The sequence below is a fragment of the Humibacter sp. genome, assembly GCF_051954055.1.
Classification (GTDB): domain Bacteria; phylum Actinomycetota; class Actinomycetes; order Actinomycetales; family Microbacteriaceae; genus Humibacter.
In genome coordinates this window covers 1-21,931 of sequence record NZ_JBQCIE010000023.1, presented here as the reverse complement: position 1 = coordinate 21,931, position 21,931 = coordinate 1, and the positions used below count along the sequence as shown (strand labels likewise).

The 21,931-nt window shown below is 67.1% G+C and carries 17 protein-coding genes; 9 read left to right on the top strand and 8 right to left on the bottom strand.

Annotated elements, in window-relative coordinates:
• The first annotated feature begins 82 nt into the window (after positions 1–82).
• Positions 83–670 carry a GtrA family protein gene (locus ACTHNC_RS02725; protein ID WP_440293058.1) on the top strand — a complete coding sequence of 196 codons (588 nt, stop codon included), beginning with the start codon at positions 83–85 and terminating at the stop codon, positions 668–670.
• 44 nt (positions 671–714) lie between these two features.
• Here the strand turns inward: ACTHNC_RS02725 and ACTHNC_RS02720 are convergent, their stop codons facing one another.
• Both ACTHNC_RS02720 and ACTHNC_RS02715 read right to left on the bottom strand, forming a co-directional pair.
• Positions 715–1,254 carry a PH domain-containing protein gene (locus ACTHNC_RS02720; protein ID WP_440293057.1) on the bottom strand — a complete coding sequence of 180 codons (540 nt, stop codon included), beginning with the start codon at positions 1,252–1,254 and terminating at the stop codon, positions 715–717.
• A 6-nt stretch (positions 1,255–1,260) separates the two neighbouring features.
• The gene (locus ACTHNC_RS02715; RefSeq protein WP_440293056.1) at positions 1,261–2,037 is read right to left on the bottom strand and encodes a biotin--[acetyl-CoA-carboxylase] ligase; all 777 of its coding nucleotides are present in this window, start codon (positions 2,035–2,037) and stop codon (positions 1,261–1,263) included.
• Positions 2,038–2,135: 98 nt separating this feature from the next.
• Between ACTHNC_RS02715 and ACTHNC_RS02710 the strand changes: the two genes are divergently transcribed.
• The 3 genes from ACTHNC_RS02710 to ACTHNC_RS02700 all read left to right on the top strand — a co-directional run bounded on the left by ACTHNC_RS02710 (position 2,136) and on the right by ACTHNC_RS02700 (position 6,732).
• Entirely contained in the window at positions 2,136–4,733 is a 2,598-nt protein-coding gene (locus ACTHNC_RS02710) for an FG-GAP-like repeat-containing protein (RefSeq protein WP_440293055.1), read from the top strand.
• A gap of 173 nt (positions 4,734–4,906) precedes the next feature.
• A complete protein-coding gene (locus tag ACTHNC_RS02705; protein ID WP_440293106.1) occupies positions 4,907–6,457 on the top strand; it encodes an acyl-CoA carboxylase subunit beta in 1,551 nt (516 codons plus the stop codon).
• A 38-nt stretch (positions 6,458–6,495) separates the two neighbouring features.
• Positions 6,496–6,732 carry an acyl-CoA carboxylase subunit epsilon gene (locus ACTHNC_RS02700; protein ID WP_440293054.1) on the top strand — a complete coding sequence of 79 codons (237 nt, stop codon included), beginning with the start codon at positions 6,496–6,498 and terminating at the stop codon, positions 6,730–6,732.
• A 291-nt stretch (positions 6,733–7,023) separates the two neighbouring features.
• On the opposite strand, the gene ACTHNC_RS02695 is transcribed toward ACTHNC_RS02700, so the two are convergent.
• The 4 genes from ACTHNC_RS02695 to ACTHNC_RS02680 are packed head-to-tail and all read right to left on the bottom strand — an operon-like array spanning position 7,024 to position 11,343.
• On the bottom strand, positions 7,024–8,118 hold the full coding sequence (locus tag ACTHNC_RS02695) for a hypothetical protein (protein ID WP_440293053.1): 1,095 nt from the start codon (positions 8,116–8,118) through the stop codon (positions 7,024–7,026).
• Positions 8,115–9,368: a sensor histidine kinase gene (locus tag ACTHNC_RS02690; protein ID WP_440293052.1), complete on the bottom strand. Its 1,254-nt coding sequence runs from the start codon at positions 9,366–9,368 to the stop codon at positions 8,115–8,117. The genes ACTHNC_RS02695 and ACTHNC_RS02690 overlap by 4 nt, the downstream gene beginning before the upstream one ends.
• Positions 9,355–10,032: a response regulator transcription factor gene (locus tag ACTHNC_RS02685; protein WP_440293051.1), complete on the bottom strand. Its 678-nt coding sequence runs from the start codon at positions 10,030–10,032 to the stop codon at positions 9,355–9,357. The genes ACTHNC_RS02690 and ACTHNC_RS02685 overlap by 14 nt, the downstream gene beginning before the upstream one ends.
• Before the next feature lie 45 nt (positions 10,033–10,077).
• The gene (locus ACTHNC_RS02680; protein WP_440293050.1) at positions 10,078–11,343 is read right to left on the bottom strand and encodes a class I SAM-dependent RNA methyltransferase; all 1,266 of its coding nucleotides are present in this window, start codon (positions 11,341–11,343) and stop codon (positions 10,078–10,080) included.
• Between the two features lie 257 nt (positions 11,344–11,600).
• Here ACTHNC_RS02680 and ACTHNC_RS02675 point away from each other — a divergent pair, with 257 nt between their 5' ends.
• The 3 genes from ACTHNC_RS02675 to ACTHNC_RS02665 all read left to right on the top strand — a co-directional run bounded on the left by ACTHNC_RS02675 (position 11,601) and on the right by ACTHNC_RS02665 (position 15,680).
• On the top strand, positions 11,601–13,136 hold the full coding sequence (locus ACTHNC_RS02675; protein WP_440293049.1) for an LCP family protein: 1,536 nt from the start codon (positions 11,601–11,603) through the stop codon (positions 13,134–13,136).
• 20 nt (positions 13,137–13,156) lie between these two features.
• A complete protein-coding gene (locus tag ACTHNC_RS02670) occupies positions 13,157–13,801 on the top strand; it encodes a Maf family protein (RefSeq protein ID WP_440293048.1) in 645 nt (214 codons plus the stop codon).
• A gap of 115 nt (positions 13,802–13,916) precedes the next feature.
• Entirely contained in the window at positions 13,917–15,680 is a 1,764-nt protein-coding gene (locus ACTHNC_RS02665; protein ID WP_440293047.1) for an acetyl/propionyl/methylcrotonyl-CoA carboxylase subunit alpha, read from the top strand.
• 61 nt (positions 15,681–15,741) lie between these two features.
• On the opposite strand, the gene ACTHNC_RS02660 is transcribed toward ACTHNC_RS02665, so the two are convergent.
• On the bottom strand, positions 15,742–17,439 hold the full coding sequence (locus tag ACTHNC_RS02660) for an APC family permease (protein WP_440293046.1): 1,698 nt from the start codon (positions 17,437–17,439) through the stop codon (positions 15,742–15,744).
• A gap of 126 nt (positions 17,440–17,565) precedes the next feature.
• Positions 17,566–18,999 (bottom strand): NAD(P)H-quinone dehydrogenase, encoded by a 1,434-nt coding sequence (locus tag ACTHNC_RS02655; protein WP_440293045.1) that lies wholly within the window; start codon positions 18,997–18,999, stop codon positions 17,566–17,568.
• A gap of 233 nt (positions 19,000–19,232) precedes the next feature.
• Between ACTHNC_RS02655 and ACTHNC_RS02650 the strand changes: the two genes are divergently transcribed.
• Together ACTHNC_RS02650 and ACTHNC_RS02645 are read left to right on the top strand one after the other, a co-directional pair.
• A complete protein-coding gene (locus ACTHNC_RS02650; RefSeq protein ID WP_440293044.1) occupies positions 19,233–20,069 on the top strand; it encodes a purine-nucleoside phosphorylase in 837 nt (278 codons plus the stop codon).
• On the top strand, positions 20,066–21,808 hold the full coding sequence (locus ACTHNC_RS02645) for a phospho-sugar mutase (protein ID WP_440293043.1): 1,743 nt from the start codon (positions 20,066–20,068) through the stop codon (positions 21,806–21,808). The genes ACTHNC_RS02650 and ACTHNC_RS02645 overlap by 4 nt, the downstream gene beginning before the upstream one ends.
• The last annotated feature ends 123 nt before the right edge of the window (positions 21,809–21,931 follow it).

The following is a 21,931-nucleotide window of genomic DNA, read 5'->3' as shown; positions in this document are numbered from 1 at the left end:
CAAGTGCCTTGGTTACGCTCGTTCGAGTCAGGGCAGCACCTATGCTCAACACAGACAAGCAACGGAACCAGGAAGCCCTCACATGACCCAGGCTGAAGAAGTCGCTCTCCAGCGAACGACCGAGCCCGCACCCGGTTTGATGACACGGTGGCTTCCTCAGTTGCTTCAGTTGATCAAGTTCGGTGCGGTCGGCGGTGTTGGTGTCGTCGTGAACTTCGCCGTATTCAACGGGCTCTGGCTGACCGTCTTCAATCCATCGAAGTTGGCCCACGGTCCCCTTTTCGCCACAGTCGTCGCGACGCTTGCCGCCATTCTCGTGAACTGGCTAGGCAATCGCTACTGGGCGTTCGCTGCCGAGCGCCAGCGGAACACTGCCCGTGAGGGTCTCGAGTTCTTGGGTGCGAGTCTCATCGGCATGCTCGTGCCCTTGATTTGTATCGGTGTCTCGCGTTATGTGCTCGGCTTACACTCTTTACTCGCAGACAATATCGCGAGCAACGTCGTCGGCCTCGTGCTAGGCACTGTTGTCCGTTACGTGCTTTACAAGTTCTGGGTCTATTCGCCTAGGCGCGCAGCGGCGAGAGTTGCTGCTGCCGCCCGGGCGGATGACGTACCGATGGCAGCCATAGCCAATCAGTTCGGTCGTGCGGACGGATCCTCTGCTGAGTAGATTGCCTGGCATCCACTTGCGACGATCGAAGATCGGTTCGTAGATCAGCTTCGTTGCCCAGCCTGGTCGGGAAAGAGGGTTCCGCTCGGCCATCCTGACGCGTAATGTCGCTGGCTGTCGTCCATTAGGTCGTGAAGGGCTTCCGTGACGATATCCGCGTGGGGAACGTCTCGCAGTTGCGCGGCTGTCGTCTGATCCATTCCGCCGATGACGATCGTCCCGCTCCGGAAGATGCCCTGCACCCATGAGGTACGAAGGGTAACGGTGTATCCGCGGCTGTGCAGCAGCTCACGACGCTCTCGTACGAACAGACCTCTTCTGACGATAAGCCGCCGCGTGGTCACGGTGTAGCGGGTGGTGAGCCAGCTGCCCAATGGAAGCAGGAAGAGCAGGATCGCGAGAAGGAGCGCTGCCGCCCAGACCGCCAGAGCGATCCACCCGCCGAAGGCGGAGCCGAAGTACGCCGCCGCACCGCAGATAATGATGAGCGCGATCGAAGGCCAGAACATTCTGCGGGCATGCTGACGCAGCCTCGCCACCACACGCTCGGCTGGCGGCACTGTGTATCCGTCGGTCAGCGCCATACGCCATTAATACCGCAGGTGGGTCACATCTCCCGCGGCGACCGCCGTGCGCCGTCCACTCGCCTCGATGACGAGGCGTCCGGTGGAATCGAGCTCCGCTGCGATGCCCAGCAAGTCGTCGGCTGCGGGCAGCTGCACACGAACGGACCGCCCCAGCGTCGAGCACGCGCCGGCCACGTCCGATTGCATGCCAGATGACTCGGCGTCGCCTCCTGCGCCTGCAAAGCGACCATAGAGCGCACGCAACTCGACGAGGTACGCGGCGAGCACAGCATCGGGATCCGTCTCCGCTCCAGCGAGCAGCATGGAGGTTGCCGTCGGCACGGGCAGTTGCTCCTCGGTCAGCGTCAGATTCACGCCGGACCCAAGGATGACCGCATCACCCGGCAGTGCCTCGCTGAGGATTCCGCATACTTTGCGCCCTTCGACCAGCACATCGTTCGGCCATTTCAACTCGGCATGCGCACCGAGTCCTGTGAGTGCCCGTGTCATCGCCAGACCCGCGATGAGCGGCAACCAGCCTTTAGCCTCGGCGCCCAAGATGCCGGCTCTAGCGGGTCGCAAGAGGACCGAGATCGCCAGCATCGTTCCCGCCGGGGCTGACCAGACGCGACCTAACCGGCCCTTGCCTGACGTCTGGTCATCCGTGATCACCACGCTGAACTCTGGCCAATCCGAGAAGGAGCCGGTTCGGACGCGTTCTGCCAGTTCATCGTTCGTTGAACCAGCCCGTGGGAGAACTACGAGACGAGCGGCCGCCGCGGACGAAGCGAGAAAAGCCATGTCCATCTCCCGATTGTTCGTGGCGTTGGCAAGTCCAGCGCGTCTGCCACCGTACCCTGTAACACGTGCTGCAAAAGACCGCGCCGGGGGACGAATAGGTGGACACTGCACGCGGTGTACGTGGTTTTGCGCTCAGCGTCGCCGCATTGGCGACGGTGATCGCACTGAGCGTTCCGACATGGCAAACCGCCGCCGCCGATTCAACGCGCGCGCTATCGTTCGCGTCTGCTGCCTCGTCAGGTGTTGCGTCGGGGCCTACAAGTACAGCTGCCGAGCAGGACGGCAGTCCTCCAGGGGGGGCCGACCCTTCGCTCGCCGTGATGAACGCGACTCACAACCATTCGATGGGCTCCACGATCCCCAAGGATCAGACCATCTCTGGGCAACCCAAGATGAGATTGTTCGCTGCAGTGCCACTGGCGGCCGGGCAGCCATCAGGAACACCTGGTCTCGATGTCAGCGGCTGGCAGACCCTGACTCTCGCAGATTGGACGGCTGCGTACGCGAACGGAGCACGTTTCGCCTATGTGAAGGCTACGGAAGGCACCGACTACACCAGCAGTCAGTTCAGCGAACAGTACAACGATTCGAGCAGCGCGGGCCTTATTCGCGGCGCTTACCATTTCGCTACCCCGAACACTTCCTCCGGCGCAGCACAGGCAAACTTCTTCGTATCGAATGGTGGCGGCTGGAGCGCTGACGGCAAAACGCTTCCGCCGATGCTCGACATCGAATACAACCCCTACGGCGACACCTGTTATGGAATGGCCGGCGCAGCGATGGTCTCGTGGATCAAGGACTTTTCGGACACGGTGCTCGCTCGCACCGGCCGCCTTCCCGCGATCTACTCGACCACCGATTGGTGGACAAGGTGCACTGGGAATTCCCCTGCCTTCTCGGCGAACCCACTCTTCATCGCCCGCTACACGACTTCAGGATCTGTCGGGACGTTGCCCGCCGGTTGGCCCAACTACACGTTCTGGCAATGGGCCGACTCCGGCGTTTTTCCCGGGGACCAGGACGTCTTCAATGGCAATACCGCGCAACTGTCCACGCTCGCGGTCACGGGCAAGGCGCCGCTTGCATCCCCGATACTCGGTGTCGGAGACGTGACGGGCGATGGAAACCCGGACGTTATGGCACGGAAACCGGACGGAACGCTGTGGCTCTACAAAGGGAACGGGCGCGGCGGACTCTCTAGCCCTGTTCAGATAGGCGCCGGCTGGCAGATCTACGATGCCGTCATCGCAGCCGGTGATGTGAACGGCGACGGTAAGCCTGACCTGTTGGCCCGTAAGCCGGATGGAACGTTGTGGTTCTATGCGGGCACTGGGACAAGTGGGTCGACAGCCGATGGGGGCTTCGGCGGGGGCATTCAGATTAACTCGGGCTGGGCCGTCTTCGATACTGTCCTCGGTGTAGGAGACATGACAGGTGACGGAAGAGCCGATCTCATAGCGCGCAAGCCGGATGGGAGCCTGTGGCTGTACCCCGGAACGGGGAATATCGCGAACGGCGGGTTTTCAGCTCCTATTTCACTCGGCGGCGGATGGAACATCTTCGACACCATCATCGCGCCTGGCGACGTCACGGGCGACGGTAAACCCGACATCCTGGGTCGCAAGCCTGATGGAACGCTCTGGTTGTACGCGGGCAATGGCAAGGGCGGGGTTGCTCCCGGTGTTCAGATCGACTCTGGCTGGGGAATGTTCGATACCGTCACGAGCGCCGGCGATCTGAATCGCGACGGTCTAGGCGACCTGCTCGGTCGTAAGGCCGACGGAACCTTGTGGTACTACGCGACGAACAAGCCTGCCCCGTCACCGACAGGAATGTCCGCCGGGGTCATGATCAATTCGGGATGGAGCGCTTTCAACTCGGTACTCGGCGGCGACTTCACAGGCGACGGAAGGACGGACCTCGCGGCCCGTTCGTCGGACGGAAGCCTTTGGCTGTATCCGGGAACCGGCACAACCGGGCTTTACGGTGACAGTGGCTTGCAGCCTGGAACGGTGGTCGGCTCCGGCTGGTCCATGTTCTCGAGTCTGGTCTCGCCCGGCGACATGAACGGAGACAAGAAGCCCGACATTCTCGGAATCAAACCGGACGGCAGCCTCTGGTATTACGCGGGCACTGGAATCGGGTCGTCGCCCGTTCGGTCCGGAGTGAAGGTGAATTCGGGCTGGAATGTCTTCAGCACCGTTCTTGGCCCCGGTGACATGAACAGTGACGGCAAACGCGACCTCCTTGCGATCAAGCCGGACGGGAGCATGTGGTTCTACGCAGGAGATGGAACCATGGGAGCTTCGACGGCAGGCGGGCTTCAGAGCGGCGTATACGCGGGGAACGGATGGGACATGTTCTCCATGGTGATCGCCCCCGGTGATCTCAACGGAGATGGAAAGCCGGACATCGTCGGCGTCAAGCCGGACGGGAGCATGTGGTTCTATGCAGGAACGGGCGCAACCGGAACGGGAATGTTCCGCTCGGGCGTCCTGATCAACTCGGGCTGGTCAACGTACAGCAGCATCATCGGCCCTGGAGACATGAATAGCGACGGAAAGAACGACCTTCTCGGGATACGCCCCGACGGCACGCTCTGGTTCTATGCGGGCTCAGGTGTGGTCAATCCGGCCGCTAGCACGGCCTACTTCTCCGCCAGCCAGATAGGCACCGGATGGAACGTGTATGCATAGCGTCGACGCACCGGCCGGGTCTTTTTGTGCACTTCCGTCAACGAAGTGCGCCGAAGACCTGCTTGTAAAGTGAACAGGTGACCGACATCTCCACCCACGACACCCCGGCCAGCGATGAGCAGAGTGCCGAGGCGCAGAACGACAACGTCGTCGACACGACGACCGCCGGCCGCATCGCCGACCTCAAAGTCCGCTATCACGAGGCCGTGACGGCAAGCGGGCAGGCCGCGATCGAGAAGCAGCACGCCAAAGGCAAGCTGACCGCCAGGGAACGCATCAAGCTGTTGCTCGATCCCGGGTCTTTCGTCGAATTCGACGAATTCGTGCGTCACCGCACTCACGCGTTCGGCATGGAGAACAAGCGCCCCTACGGCGACTCGGTCATCACCGGCATCGGCACCATCCACGGCCGCAATGTCGCGGTGTTCAGCCAGGACTTCACCATCTTCGGCGGATCCCTCGGCGAGGTCGCGGGCGAGAAGATCATCAAGGTGATGGACCACGCCCTGAAGACCGGCGTGCCCATGATCGGCATCCTCGACTCGGGCGGAGCACGCATCCAGGAGGGTGTCGTCGCGCTGGGCAAGTATGGCGAGATCTTCCGGCGCAACACGCAGGCATCCGGTGTCATCCCACAGATCTCCATCGTGATGGGACCCGCGGCCGGCGGCGCCGTGTACTCCCCCGCGCTCACGGACTTCGTCATCATGGTCGACAAGTCCAGCCACATGTTCGTCACCGGACCGGATGTGATCAAGACGGTCACCGGCGAAGACGTCGGCTTCGAAGAGCTCGGCGGGGCACTCACGCACAACAAGATCTCGGGCGTCAGCCACTACCTGGCATCCGACGAGCAGGATGCCCTCGAGTTCGGCCGCGCCCTGATCAGCTTCCTGCCCGACAACAACCTCACCGACCCACCGGTCTACGAGGCGGAGGCGGAGCTGGAGATCACGGATGCCGACCGTCGGCTCAACGAGATCATCCCGGACTCCCCCAACCAGCCGTACGACGTCACCACGATCATCGAGCGCATCGTCGACGATGGCGACTTCCTCGAGATCCAGCCGCTGTTCGCGCCGAACATCGTGATCGGCTTCGCCCGGGTCGAGGGCCACTCGGTCGGCATCATCGCCAACCAGCCGAACGCCATGGCAGGCACGCTCAACATCGACGCCGGCGAGAAGGCCGCACGGTTCGTGCGGTTCTGCGACGCGTTCTCGATCCCGATCCTCACTCTCGTCGACGTGCCCGGCTACCTGCCTGGCACCGACCAGGAGTGGACGGGCGTCATCCGTCGTGGAGCGAAGCTCCTCTACGCATATGCGGAGGCGACGGTGCCGCTCGTCACCGTCATCACCCGCAAGGCGTATGGCGGTGCGTACATCGTCATGGGTTCCAAGCAGCTCGGCGCCGACATCAACCTCGCCTGGCCGACGGCCGAGATCGCCGTCATGGGTGGACAGGGAGCGGTGAACATCCTGTACCGCAGCGAGATCAAGAAGGCGGAGGAGTCCGGCGAAGATGTCGCGGCAGTCCGCACCAAGCTGGCCAACGAGTACCTGTACAACGTCGCCTCTCCGTTCCTCGCTGCAGAGCGCGGCGAGCTCGACGGCATCATCGAGCCGGCAGCTACGCGCATCGGCGTGATCAAGTCGCTCCGAGCATTGCGCGCCAAGCGCGCAACGCAGCCGCCGAAGAAGCACGGGAACATCCCGCTGTGATCGCCAGCGTCGTGCGTCGGGACTGAGAGGAGGCGCCCATGGCCAAGCACAGCACGCAGCCCGAGGTGGATGCCTCGCAGCTCGTGTTCCACACCAAGGGACTCTCCGAGGACGAGATCGCCGCGGTCACCGCGGTACTGACGTCCGCACTTCGTGAGCAGGCGGCGGCACAGCAGCCAACGGCGGATGCCGACTCGAACGCGTGGCAGCGCAGCCTCCGCGGCCTGCGTCAGCCGCTCGTACGCGGTCCCGGCGCCTGGCGAAGCTGGGGCTGAGACGACCGGACCCCACGGCTCGGCGCCGGCGAACCCCGATCTGTACCCCGAAAAGGGGCACAAAGATCGCGGGGTCCGCATACCCTCGCCGATTTTGTCCCCCGATTGTCCCCCTAAATGACGACTTTCCCTCTTGCGGGATGGGGCCCACTATTGATGTTGCTAGGTGTCTCTCATCTGAGATTCACCGCCATTCATTCGCCGACTAGGGTAAGCGGGCGAGTGTTTTGGGGGCGAGTCGGGGCGATATTCGGGTTGTCGCCCCGACTCGGGGTTTCCGAAGGGCGTCGGTCAAAGACCGGCGCCCTTCGATGTTTCAGCTTCGGCGTCCTCGTGACGCGGGATCTCCAGCCATAGCTCGACCTCATCGTCGGCGCCCTCCGACTCCGCGGATGTCGCGGCGAGAGCGTCGCGCGGCCCCACTCGGTCACCGGCGACGGCATCCGGAGCGCTGGAGCGCAGTCCCACGACCGTCACGGCGACCGTTGATCCCGTCTGAACGGTGCGGACCACGAGCTTGTCCGCCCGAGACCCCCGGAGGGCTTCGGCGAGACGCGCGTGGATGCGCCGCAGCTCCTGCTCGTCGAGACCGTCCAGTCCGCCGTCGTCGAGCAGTACAACGTTCGCACCCCGGCGCCGCGCTGCGAGCACTTGCTCGCGCACGCCGTCGTCGAGCAGCGCGCGACCCCTGATCTCATCGCGCATCCCCGCCTCGAGGAGGAGGCACTCCGCGCGTTCGTCCTCGGTGAGCATCCCGCCGCTCTCCACGATGCGGATCAGCATCGGTGCAGCACGCTGGTACGTCTCGTCAAGACGACGCTGGCGCTCCACGACGTGCGCCTCCTGCTCCGCATGCCACTCGACGACCTGGCGTTCCGCGCGGGCGAACCGTGAGGCATCCCGAGCCATGCTCCCGAGCGCCCTGGTCACGACAGCGGCGGCCGCCACCCACACCACGCTGCCGATGACGCCGAGGGCGCCGAGCGCGGCGAAGCCGGCGACGACAAGGGTGTGCACCACGAGGAACGCGATGCCGATCCACGCGAAGACGTTGCGCCTGCGCACCATCACGATCGTCATGAGCGTGCCGATCGCGGCGACGTACCACGTGGCGTAGCCGTTCTCGCGTGCGAGGTCCAACTGGCTGACGACCAGCACCGGGACGGCGATGCAGACCGCGAGGTCGAAGGCGGCGACCCACGCGGGCAGCACGATGCGCGACGGCCTCGCCAGCGAGAGCGCCGTCGCGGCCGCGTACAGGGCGATGGCGACGATCACGGGAGCCGGATGCCGGTATGCCGACATCGACGTGATGCCGAGCACCACGTGGTACGCGGAGAACAGCGCGGCCAGTGTCACGAGCACGCCACGGGAGACGGTGATCACGGATGCTCCCCCTCTGCGGCCTCGTCGGGTTCCGGATGCCACACCAGCCGGACGCTGGTGCCCTCCCCCGGCGCAGACTCCACCGATGCCACGCCGCCGGCGAGCGCCACGCGCTCCTTGATCGAGACCTCGAGGCCGAGCCGCTCGGGCGGGATGGACTCGAGCCGGAAGCCGTGGCCGTCATCCGTCACCACGATGAGCACTCCGCCGTCGTCGGTCGCCTCGACCTGCAGGCTGCGCCGCACCAGCACTCCCCCTGCATGCTGCGCGCTGTTCACCATCGCCTGCACGGTCGCCGAGTAGAGGGCCTCCGCGGCGCCTACAGGGATGAGCACATCGCCCGGGCGGCGCGGCACGATCGAGAACGGCACCGTGAACGACCGTGCCGCCGAGATGATGCGATCGCGGAGCCTGCTGCACGGGATCGCGTCGAGGGCGCGTCCCGTCCTCGCCAGCGGTGCCGACGTGTCGAGGTGGCCGAGGGCGTCCTGGGCCATGGACGCCGCGATGGCCATCGCCTCCGGTGTGCGGGCGCCGGCTGCTGAGAGCAGCGTCGTGAGCACGCTGTCGTGCACGATCGCGTCGACCTCGACCCGTTCCGCCTCGAGGGCATGCGCCCGCACGGCGATCTCGTAACGCTCCAGTGCGGTCGACTGACGGACATCCACCTGGCTCGCCGCCTGTCGCAGCATGGTCATGATCGCCAGCAGGATCGACGCGAAGAGCGCCGCATAGAGGCCGTCCAGCACGGCCGTCTCGATGGCGCCGACCCCGGCGGTGAGGGCCAGCACGACGCCGTAGAGCAGCGGCGCGAGGATCGTGTAGACGGCGGCGAGGAGGAACGGCATCGCCAGCGCCGCGCACGCGGTGGACACCGTGAGCAGATACCAGAGCCAGGGGCGCACGCCGTCGAAATAGGCGGCATCCGCGATGCCCTGCTCCCAGAACAGGAGGGCCAGCAGGTAGCCGATGCACAGCGTGATCGCCGCAGCGCGCACCGTGCGGCCGACGATCGAGGCGATGGCGAGCCAGGCCAGCGAGACCAGCAGGACGACGACGACCGCTGTGGTGTACCCGGGGCGCAGGTGGGATGACTGCGCCATCGCGACCGGGATGACCTGCAGCGCGAACACCCAGCTGAAACCCGCGACGGCACGCGCGGCAAGACGTTCGACGCGTGCCCTCGTCAGCGGGCTCGCCGTCGCCGCAGGCAGCAGCTCGGGCGTGGCCACAGGGTCAGCGCTGACCATCCGCATCTCCCGGCGCGCCCGGGGCGTCGGGTGCCAGCCCGGGGAGGATGCCGTCTTCGACAGCGCGGCGAAGCAGATCCACCTTCGTGGGCGCGGGCCGTCCGACCTCGACGTACTTCGTGCGCACCCGGTCGAGGTACTCGCGCGCGGTCGAATGGGCGACGCCGAGCTGCTCGGCCACCGCCTTCAGCGGCAGACCGGATGCGTACAGGTGCAGCACGTCGCGCTCACGTCGCCCGAGCTGTGCCTTGGCGAACTCGCTGTCCGCGTCGATCGCGCTGGCCCACTCGAGGTTGTTCAACACGTCGCCCGCAGCCACGGACTTGATCGCCGCGATCAGCGTGGTCGTGGGAGCGGACTTCGGGATGACTCCTGCCGCGCCCGCGGCGAGCGCCTCCCGCACGCTGGCGACCTGGTCGGCGATGCTGTGCACCAGCACGCCGGCGCCGGTGGCCTGAACCCGCTTCACGTTCTCGGTGATGCTCGAGCCGTCGCCGAGCGAGAGATCGAGCACGATCACGTCGGGATCGGCGTCCGCCATCGCCTCCAGAACGGCGCTCACGGTGGGACCCGTCGCGAGCACGTCGTACCCAGCGTCGCGACACGCGGCCTGCAGGCCGAGGCGCACGGACTCATGGTCGTCGACGATCCCCACGCGCACCATGGCACTCATGCTAGCGGCGTAGAGCGGCCATTCCACGACCCTCGTCTAGGTTGACCGCACGAGGGAGGCCACGACCTCGACGTGGTGCGTGTTGGGAAAGAGGTCGAATGCGCGTGCCGAGCGCAGCTGAAAACCGCGCTCCCTGAACCAGCCGAGGTCGCGCGCCAGGGCGACCGGATCGCACGCGACATACACCAGCTGGGCGGGCTCGAACGCAGCCAGCAGGTCGACGACCTCGCGACCCGCGCCGCTGCGCGGCGGGTCGAGCACGATCGTCCCGGCGCGTAGCCGGGCACGCTCTCCGGCGGACGCCCGGTCGGCGAGCCCGCGCAGGTACGTCTCGACCCGTGAAGTGACGGTCTGCGCCCCGATCCACTCGGCGAGATTGGATGCCGCGTGATCCGTGGTGCCCTCGTCGGACTCCACGCTCGTGATGCGGGTGGTCGGGCCGAAGCGGTCAGCGACGGCAGCGGCGAGCAGGCCGACTCCCCCGTAGAGATCCAGGTTGTACGCACGCGGGTCGAACACCGACTCGTCAACGGCGTCCTGCACGGCACGCGTCAGCACCTCCGGCGCCTTGCGGTGCACCTGCCAGAACCCGGTCGAGTCGAGAGCGAAGCGACGGTCTCCCACTCGCTCGTGCACGACCTGGGGGCGCCTGCCGGCGTCTCCCGAGGCATCCCGTCGGGTGACCGTCACGAAGCCCTCGCTCGTGACGGCGACGTCGATGGTTCCACCGCGGTTCTGCGGCTCACCGAGCGGCGCCGCACGCTCGACGGCCTCGATGGCCAGCGGGAGGTCGGTCACCGGCACGACGCGGTGCGAGCGGGCAGCGTACGGTCCGACATTGCCGTCGTCATCCACCTGCAGCCGCACTCTCGTTCGCCACCGAAGGCCCTCGCGGTCGTCGTCAGCGCGCTTGCCCGACTCGGGCGGCGCCTCGACCTCCGGCGCCTCATCGAACCCGGCCATCCGGGAGAACGCGTCAGCGATCACCTGCCGCTTCAGCTCGCGCTGGTGCGCCAACTCGATGTGGCCGAACTCGGCACCCCCAGCACGCTCGGCGGGATCCCGTTCGACCGATGCCGCCCGCCACACGTGCGGCCGTCTGTGCTCGGATGCCTGCAGCACCCGCACCGTCTCGGCCCGCCAGAACCGGTCGTGACGCGTGTCGGAGACCCTGGCGAGCACCCGCTCGCCGGGGAGCGCGTCGCTCACGAACACCACGCGTCCCTCGTGGCGGGCGACGAAGACGCCGCCGTGCGCCACGGCCGTGACGTCCAGTTCCAGCTCCACCGGATCGCTCGCCACCCGACGTACGGCGGACGTAGACCGCGAGGGTCGCCTGGGCTGCGGGGGGCGGCCGGCGGAGGGTCGGGACCCGGAGCTGCGAGGAGGGCGAGGCATCCTCCGATCGTCGCACACGCCGCTCACGCATGGTCTGGGCAAGGACCCGCGACGGCGTGGCGCTGAGAAGCCGCTGCGAGTTCGCTCACCCCGGCACACCGGGCGTCCAGAACAGCCCTCTAACGTCGGAGTCTGCGTTTGCGTCGAACGAGAGGAGGCGCGTGACCTACTACAAGAACGGCCGACCGATCGACCCGCGCAAGATCGCGCGGATCTCGGGGTCGAAGCAATCCGGGGACGGGCGTCCGTCGGACTCCGACGCGGATCGGGCGTCGTCGCAGGCTCCCGGCGGACAGCGACCGCAACAGGCACCAGGCAACGTGCAACGGGCCCCTGAGCCGCACACGCTCGACCCCTACGAGTACCTCGAACCCTTTCATGAAGGCCGCCGTCGCTCTGGTGCACGCGCATCCTCGCCCGATGGTGCGCCTTCGGCGGAGCCAGGACGTGCGGCTGAACCGCCCGGCGATCGTCGGAAGCGCAAGTTCCGACGGCGCCGGATCATCGCCGGCATCGCCGCAGCGGTCGTGCTCGTGCTCGTGGCGGGCGGCATCTTCGTGTTCGCGCAGTACCAGCAGCTGTCGAACGGCATCCACCGCACCAGCCTCGGACCCGCACAGAACACTGCGGAGACGAACATCCTCGTCATGGGGCTGGACAGCCGGCTCGACGAGAACGGCAATCCGCTGCCCGCCGACGTGTACAACGCGCTGCACGCCGGCACGGCGGACGACGGCGGCTACAACTCGAATGTTCTGATGCTGCTGCACATCCCGGCGGGCGGCGGGCATCCTGTCGGCATCTCCATCCCGCGCGACGACTGGGTGAGCTTGCCCGGCGCGCCGGACGGCACGTCGATGGGCAAGATCAAGCAGGCGTACGGCCTCCAACTCGATCAGACACTGACCCACCTGACGCAGACGCAGCCGAACCTTTCGCGAGCGGATGCCTACCAGCAGGCCCGCTCCGCCGCCCGCGTCGAGGAGGTGAAGACGGTCGAGCAGTTCCTCAACGTGAAGATCAACCACTTCGTCGAGGTGACGATGGGTGCCTTCTATCAGCTGGCCGAAGCGGTGCAGCCCATCCAGGTGTGCCTGAACGAGGCGACGGCCGACAGCTATTCAGGGGCGAACTTCGTGAAGGGCGTGCAGGAGATCAACGCGCAGCAGGCCGTCGCGTTCGTGCGTCAGCGACGCGACACGACGAACTCCCCGGTCAACCTCACCGACCTCGACCGGGAGCGGCGGCAGCAGGCGTTCATCATCTCGCTGGCCAACAAGCTGGAGCACCAGAACGTGTTCGACGACTTCAACGTGATGGAGAAGATGCTCGGCACCGTCAAGAACGACATCGCGGTGGACTCGAACCTCGACCTGCTCAGTCTCGCCTCGGACGCCAAGAAGTTCGCCGGCGGCGGGGTGAGCTTCGAGACTCTGCCGATTTCGTCGTTCGGCGTCGAAGACGGCCAGGACGTCAACCTCGTCGACCTGAACCAGGTGCGCACAACGACCGCGCAGCTGATCGCGGCATCGGATGCCTCGGCGTCGACGAGTCCGAAGCCGTCGTCGAGCTCGTCCGGCTCCTCCAAGGCGTCGTCGGGCTCATCGGGTTCTTCGCCTTCGTCGTCCCCCACGCCCTCGAACACGTTCGGGACGAACGGCGTGATGTCGTCCGCCGGCATCCCCTGCGTGAACTGAGCGCCCGGCAGAATGGTCGGGTGCGCCTCTACCTCGCCTCCACCTCACCGGCTCGCCTGACCCTGCTGCGCTCAGCCGGCGTCGAACCGCTCACGATCGCTCCCGGTGTGGACGAGCCGGCGACTGTTGCAGAGGCGGAGGCCGAGCGCGGTCCGCGTGCCGCCGCCGACATGGTGCAGCTCCTCGCCCGAGCCAAGGCGGAGGCTGTCACGGGAGCGCTGGTCGACGGCGAGCCGATCGATGGGCTGATCCTCGGCGGTGACTCCGCGTTCGAGGTCGACGGTGTGATCTACGGCAAGCCGCACGAGCCGTCCGTCGCGCGGGAGCGCTGGCACGCACAGCGCGGGCGCACAGGCGTGCTACACTCCGGGCACTGGCTGATCGACCACAGCGGCGGTCGGGCGCGCGGGGCCGCGGGTGCTGTCGCCGAGGCGTCCGTCACGTTCGCCGGCGACATCGACGACACGGAGATCGATGCGTACGTCGCCACGGGCGAGCCGTTGAAGGTCGCCGGCGCGTTCACCATCGACAGCCTCGGCGGACCGTTCATCACGAGGGTGGACGGCGATCCGAGCACCGTGGTCGGCCTCTCCCTTTCGACGCTGCGGTCGCTGGTGAAGCGCCTCGGCTATGAGTGGACCGATCTCTGGAACACCGCGGGCTGAGCCGAGGAACACCGTGCGCTGAGGCCGCATGTTGTAGGCATCCGAAAGCGCTGAGGGCGAGGTTTGTGGACGGCATTCAAAACCGCGCGAGGGGCCGTCAATAGGCTTGAAGACTGTGCCACACATCTCGAAGGTCCTGATTGCCAACCGCGGTGAGATCGCCGTGCGAGTCATCCGAGCGGCCAGAGACAGCGGAATCGCCTCCGTCGCGGTGTATGCGGACCAGGACCGCGACGCCGTGCACGTGCGCCTCGCCGACGAGGCATACGCGCTCGACGGGTCCACCAGCGCCGAGACCTATCTGTCCATCGAGAAGCTGCTCTCGGTCTGCCGCCGCTCCGGCGCCGACGCCGTTCACCCCGGCTACGGCTTCCTCTCTGAGAACGCCGACTTCGCTCGTGCGGTCATCGATGCCGGCCTGATCTGGATCGGCCCTGGTCCCGAGGCGATCGAGCGCCTCGGCGACAAGGTCTCCGCCCGGCACGTCGCCGAGAAGGTGGGCGCACCGCTCGCCCCCGGCACGCTGAACCCGGTCAGCGGTGCCGACGAGGTGCTCGAGTTCGTCGACCAGTACGGCCTCCCGGTCGCGATCAAGGCCGCGTTCGGCGGCGGTGGACGCGGCCTCAAGGTGGCCCGCGAACGCGATGAGGTCGCCGAGCTCTTCGAGTCCGCGACGCGCGAGGCGATCGCCGCGTTCGGTCGCGGCGAATGCTTCGTGGAGAAGTACCTCGACAAGCCCCGGCACGTCGAGACGCAGTGCCTCGCGGATGCCCACGGCAACGTCGTCGTCGTCTCCACGCGCGACTGCTCCCTGCAGCGTCGTCACCAGAAGCTCGTGGAGGAGGCACCGGCGCCGTTCCTCACCGACGAGCAGCGCGAGCGGCTGTACAGCTCGTCGAAGGCGATCCTCAAGGAGGTCGGATACCTCGGTGCGGGCACCTGCGAGTTCCTGATCGGGCAGGACGGTACCGTCTCGTTCCTCGAGGTGAACACCCGGCTGCAGGTCGAGCATCCGGTCTCCGAAGAGGTCACCGGCATCGATCTGGTGCGGGAACAGTTCCGCATCGCGGAGGGCGGCGTTCTCGATTACGACGACCCGCAGCCGCGGGCTCACTCCTTCGAGTTCCGCATCAACGGCGAGGACCCTGGCCGGGGCTTCCTGCCGGCGCCAGGGCCGGTGCACGTGTTCAAGCCGGCCGCTGGACCCGGCGTGCGCGTCGACTCCGGCGTGCAGTCCGGAGACGTGATCTCCGGCGCGTTCGACTCGCTGCTCGCCAAGCTCATCGTCACGGGCGCGACGCGCGAGGAGGCGCTGGAGCGGTCGCGTCGTGCGCTTGACGAGTTCGAGGTCGCCGGCCTCGCTACCGTGCTTCCGTTCCACCGTGCCATCGTGCGCGACCCGGCGTTCGCACCGGAGGACGGGCATCCGTTCGGCGTCTTCACGCGCTGGATCGAAACGGAGTTCGTGAACGAGCTGGAGCCGTGGAGCGGCGAGTCCGCCGAGCTGCCCGAGGCGGAGCCGCGGCACAGCGTTGTCGTCGAGGTGGGCGGCAAGCGCGTCGAGGTGAGCCTGCCGACGAAGCTGCTCATCGCAGGCGGCGGCACAGCGACGGTGGGCCACGCGCCCAAGCGCAAGGGCGCATCGCACTCGATCGCGACCGCCACCGGTGACTCGGTGACCGCGCCGATGCAGGCGACGGTGGTCAAGCTCGCGGTCGGCGAGGGCGACCAGGTGGTGAAGGGCGACCTGATCCTGGTGCTCGAGGCGATGAAGATGGAGCAGCCGCTCACCGCCCACAAGGATGGCACGATCGCGGATGTCAACGCGCAAGTCGGTGCGACGGTCTCCAGCGGCCACCTGCTGTTGAACATCGTCTGATAGGCGGAAAGTAGAGCGCCGCCGGTCGAGGAGACCGGCGGCGCTCTCTTTCGTGTGTACGTCAGCCGATGGCACCGCCGGCGAGGGTCTTCTCCTCGATCTCCGACTCGTCCGCGGCCTGCTCGATGTACTCCTCGATCTGCTTGGTCGGCAACGTGATCATGACCGCGACCACGTAGATCACGGCGGCGATCACCGCGTTGATCAAGAACACCCAGAAGAACGCACCCTTGATGACCGGAGTCGTCGGGTCGAACAGCCAGCTGACCAGGAACATCAGCACGAGCCACGGGATCACCCAGAACACGCTCGCCCGGAAGTCGAACTTCGGACGGTTCGGCCGCCTCCACGCGATCAGCTCGTAGATGATCAGGAACACGTAGCCGATCGCGATCGAGATCGCCAGCTTGGAGTTCGTCGCCCAACCGGCCCAGAACACGATCATGTTCGTGCAGTAGAAGGCCAGGAACGGGATGATGTGCCCGCCGGGCAGCTTGAACGGCCGTTCGTGGTTAGGCAGCTTGCGCCGCATCACGGCGAGCACCAGCGGGCCGGTTCCGAACGAGAGCACGGTGGCGCTGGTGATGAAGCCCACCAGCTGCTGCCAGCTCGGGAACGGCAGCAGCAGCACGATGCTCACCAGGAACGAGAGCAGCAGGCTCCAGTACGGGACGCCGTGCTTGTTGTTCGTCGACAGCCAGCGCGGACCATTGCCGTTGCGGCCCACCGCGTACGACACACGAGAGGTCACGGTGGTGTAGATGAGACCGGTGTCCAGCGGCGAGACGATCGCGTCGAAGTACAGGATGTACGCCAGCCATCCGAGTCCCGCGATCGTCGCCAGTGCGGCCAGCGGACCGAAGTCGTTCGTGAACGAGAGGCCCATCCATCCGCCCGAGTGCGACAGCGCAGAGGCCGGAACCATCATGGTGAACGCCACCTGCAGCAGCGCGTACAGGATCGCAGTGATGCCGACGGAGCCGATCACGGCGAACGGGATGTTCCGCCTCGGGTTGGTCGTCTCACCGGCCAGCTCGATGCCCTGCCGGAAGCCGAGGAACGAGAACGTGATGCCCGCCGTGGCGATGCACACGAAGATGGCGGCGAACCCCTTGGGAGCGAACCCGTGCGAGCCGAAGTTGCCGAACGCCTGCGAGGATGCGGTCGCCAGCGCCGTGACGATGAACACCACGATGACCAGGCAGATCACGAACACCTTCCACCACACCACGACCGTGTTGACCTGTGCGAACAGGCGGACGCCGAAGTAGTTGATCACGGCGAACACGGCCAGCAGGATGATGGCCACCACCATGCCGAGCGGGGTCAGCACGTGAGCGGATGCTCCGCTGTCTTTCGCCAGCACCGTGAACGGCGCGTACTTGGTGCCGTAGGTCAGCGCGCCCTCTACCTCGATGGCCGGGACGGCGGCGGACGCGATCCAGGTGATCCACCCCATCGTGTAGCTGCCGAACGAGCCCCACACCATGTGCGGATACCTGACGACACCACCTGAGATCGGGAACATCGGCCCGAGTTCCGCATAGCAGAGCGCGATCAGCATGATCATCACGCCGGCGATGAGCCAGGAGAAGATCGCCGCGGGGCCGGCGATCGCCGACGCGTTGAATGCGCCGAACAACCACCCCGACCCGATGATGGAGCCGATCGCCGCGAACAGCAGACCGATCGGGCCGACATGTCGCTTGAGCTTCACCTCCTGCGTCGGCGGTTTCGGCTGATTCAGTGTGCTCGACATCGTCGTCTCCTCACGTACGGATCCTCACGGATTGCGCATGCCGGACTGACCGCGTCGTGTGCGGTTCGTCCCTCCCTGCGCACGTTACTCCGCAGGCACCGAGGATTTCAGGTTCCTGTGCGACCTCTAAAGCACGATGTGCATGGCGCGTGCGGCGTCGGTGATCGAGTTCGACAGCGACGGATACACCGAGAACGCCCTCGCCACCTGGTCGACCGTGAGCCTGTGCTCGACGGCAAGAGCGACCGGGAGGATGAGCTCGCTCGCTCGCGGAGCGACGATGACACCGCCGATCACGGTGCCGCTTCCGGTGCGGGCGAACAGCTTGACGAAGCCGTCCTTGATGCCCTGCATCTTCGCCCGAGGGTTGGACTTGAGCGCCAGCTTGTAGATGTCACCCTGCGCGATGCCCTCCTCGATCTCGCGCTGGTTCCAGCCGACGGTGGCGATCTCGGGCGTGGTGAAGATGTTGGATGCCACGTTCCGCAGCTCGATCGGCGTGACCGAGTCGCCCAGCGCGTGGAAGATCGCGGTACGCCCCTGCATCGAGGCGACGGATGCCAGCGGCAGCACGTTCGAGCAGTCGCCCGCCGCGTAGATGCTCGGCATTGAGGTGCGGGCGACACGGTTGACGCGGATGTGGCCGCTCGGGGTGAGCTGCACGCCGGCCCCCTCGAGTCCGATACCCGCCGTGTTGGGGATCGAGCCGACGGCGAGCAGGCAGTGCGAGCCCTCGACGGTGCGGCCGTCGGTGAGCGTGGCGACCACGCCGTTCTCGGTGCGCTCGACGGACTCCGCGCGTGACTTGGAGAGCACGGTCATGCCGTTGCGGCGGAACACCTTCTCGAGCACGGTGGCGGCATCCGCGTCTTCTCCGGGGAGCACGCGGTCACGGCTGGAGATGAGCGTGACCTTCGCACCGAGGTAGGTGTATGCGCTGGCGAACTCGGCGCCGGTGACTCCTGAGCCGACGACGATCAGGTGCTCGGGGACGGAGTTCAGCGAGTACAGCTGCGTCCAGGTGAGGATGCGCTCCCCGTCGGGCATCGCGGACGGAAGCAGCCGAGGGCTGGCACCGACCGCGATCACCATCGTGTCCGCCTCGATGCGGTCGAAGTCCGTGCCGTTCTCCTTCGAGGTGGAGACGATCACGGCGTCCGGCCCGTCCAGGCGCCCCTCACCGGTGACGATGCGCACGCCGGCGTGCACCAGTTCGCTGCGCATGTCTTCGGACTGCTGCCTGGCGAGGCCCAGCAGACGCTTGTTCACGGCGGAGAGGTTCACGGCGACCTCGGGGCGGATCGGCCGTCCGCTCTCGGTGCGGCCGAAGAACTGCACGCCCAGGTCGGCTGCGTCGCCGATCGCGCGCGTCGCGTCAGCGGTGGCGATCAGGGTCTTCGACGGGACGACATCCGTCATCACGGCTGCACCACCGACGCCGCCGCGCTCGACCAGAGTGACCTCGGCGCCCAGTTGTGCGCCGGCGAGCGCCGCCTCGTACCCACCGGGGCCGCCCCCGAGAACGGCGATACTCTGCTTGCGCTCGAACTCGAAGGCCATGGCATCCATTCTCTCAGACGCCCCGCCGCGGGCCTGACGCACCCGGCACGGACAGGAGCGCCACCTCCAACGCCGAACATCGCTACACGTCGGGCCGGGGACAAGCCGATCGCCGCGAACGCAACACGCTCCACGAGGCGGCGGCCTCGACGGCGCCGAACTCAACCACGCAGCCTGCCAACCGCGACGCGCCCGGCGGGGACGGGTGCGCAGACCAACATAGAGTGGTCGGCATGGCATCCGAGGACGCAGCACATCCCTTCGACGACCCGGCGGCCGATCCGTTCGAGATCGCGCGCATCGCGGCCGAGCAGATCGCGGAACGCACCGGCGTCGAACACCACGACATCGCTCTGACGCTGGGCAGCGGCTGGGGCAAGGCCGCCGACCTGATCGGCGAGACCGTCGCCACGGTGCCGGCCACGGACATCCTCGGTTTCCGTCCGCCGGCGGTGCCGGGTCACGTCGGCACGCTACGCTCCGTGCGGCTGCCGAACGGCAAGCACGCTCTCGTGCTGGGCGCACGCACGCACTTCTACGAGGACCACGGCGTTCGGTCGGTGGTGCACGGCGTGCGCACCGCGGCAGCCACCGGTGCGAAGACCATGATCCTCACGAATGGCGCTGGCGGCATAAGGGAGACCTGGGGACCCGGGACTCCTGTGCTGATCAGCGACCACATCAACCTCACGGCCGCGTCGCCGCTGGAGGGGGCGACGTTCGTCGACCTGACCGATCTCTACTCGAAGCGGCTGCGCGACCTCGCCCGGGAGGTGGATGCCTCGCTCGACGAAGGCGTGTATGTGCAGTTCCGTGGTCCGCACTACGAGACGCCGGCGGAGGTGCAGATGGCGAAGACGATCGGCGGCCACATCGTGGGCATGTCGACGGCTCTGGAGGCGATCGCGGCGCGGCAGTCGGGCATGGAGGTGCTCGGCATGTCGCTGATCACGAACCTCGCGGCGGGCATCTCGAACGAGCCGCTCAGCCACACCGAGGTGATCGAGGCCGGCCGCGCAGCGGAGCCGGTGATCAGCGCCCTGCTGGCGCGCATCGTGGAGCGGCTATGAGCGCGGCGGAACAGGGCGCGGTGACGACGGACGACATCGTCGATGCCGCCCGCGCGTGGATCGCCGACGACCCGGATGCCGAGACCCGCGCCGAGCTCCAGGCCATCGTCGACGAGGCGGCCGCGGGGTCGCCCGACGCGCTCGACGACCTGCACTCGCGGTTCGACACGCGACTCGCGTTCGGCACGGCCGGCCTGCGCGGCGAGATCGCTGCGGGGCCGAACCGCATGAACCGGGTGCTCGTCGCCCAGGCGGCCGCCGGGCTGGCGGCGTACCTGAACGAGCAGGCATCCGCTGGCCGCGCTGACGAGCAGCCATCGGTCGTGATCGGTTACGACGGGCGCAAGAACTCCGACGTCTTCGCGCGCGACACCGCCGAGCTGATGGCAGGCGCGGGCGTTCGCGCCGTGCTGCTCCCCCGCCTGCTGCCCACACCGGTGCTCGCTTTCGCGGTGCGGTACCTCGGAGCATCCGCCGGTGTGATGGTCACGGCCAGCCACAACCCGGCGAGGGACAACGGCTACAAGGTGTATCTCGGGGGCGCCGACGAGGGCTCGCAGATCGTGCCACCGGCGGATGCCGAGATCGCCGCGCACATCGACCGGGCGGCGCAGGGTCGCGTCTCGGACCTGCCGCGATCGGATGCCTACGAACTCGCCGACGAGTCGCTGATCGACGCGTACGTCGCCGCCACCGCCGCGGTCGCCGGTCCCCTGACGACCGCCGGAACCGGCGCAGCTCCGCTCCGCGTCGTGTACACGGCCATGCACGGGGTGGGATGGCCCACCGCTCGGGCGGTGTTCGAGGCGGCGGGACTTCCGGCACCCGTCACCGTCGCCGAGCAGGCGGAGCCCGACCCGGACTTCCCCACCGTGTCGTTCCCGAACCCGGAGGAGCCGGGAGCGCTCGACCTGGCGTTCGCTCTCGCGCGCGAGACCGGGGCCGACCTCGTGGTCGCCAACGACCCCGACGCTGATCGCCTGGCGATCGGCATCCCGGATGCCTCCGAGCAGGGGTACCGCCGGTTGAGCGGCAACGAGGTGGGGACGCTGCTCGGGTGGACCGCCGCGGAGCAGGCGCGCGAAGCGGGCGTCGAGGGCGTGCTGGCGGCATCCATCGTCTCCTCCCCCGCCCTTCGCGCCGTGGCGGATGCCTACGGGCTGCGGTTCGCGGAGACGCTCACCGGATTCAAGTGGGTGAGCCGCGTTCCCGGGCTGGTCTTCGGCTACGAGGAGGCACTGGGCTACCTGGTGAACCCGCTCACGGTGCGGGACAAGGACGGCATCTCCGCGGCCACTGCGGCGATCGCGCTCGCACAGCGGCTGCACGCCGACGGCCGGACCATCGCCGACCGTCTGGACGACTTCATCCGGCAGTTCGGGGCGTACGCGTCGGACCAGATCTCGATCCGGGTCACCGATCTCGAGCGGATCGGCCGCATCATGGCCGCACTGCGTGCACAACCGCCCGTAACGCTGGGCGACGTCGCGGTGTCACGCATCGACGACCTCCGCGACGGGTCGCCGGAGCTGCCGCCCAGCGACGTGCTGCGCATCGTGCTTCAGGACGGATCGCGGGTCATGGTGCGCCCCAGTGGCACCGAGCCGAAGCTGAAGATCTACATCGACGCGTTCGACGATGCGGCCCCCGACGTGGCGGGTCGTCGCGCGGCGGCCGAGGCACGCGTGGCCGCACTGGGCGAAGCGATGCGCGCCCTCACGGACGTCACCGCCGGTTGAGTAGCCAGCGCAGCCGGCGTATCGAAACCCAGCCGCTAAGCGGCAAACCGGGTTTCGATACGCGCCCTTCGGCCGCTACTCAACCGGCGGAAATGGCATGAGCGGCGGACAGCGGGAACGACT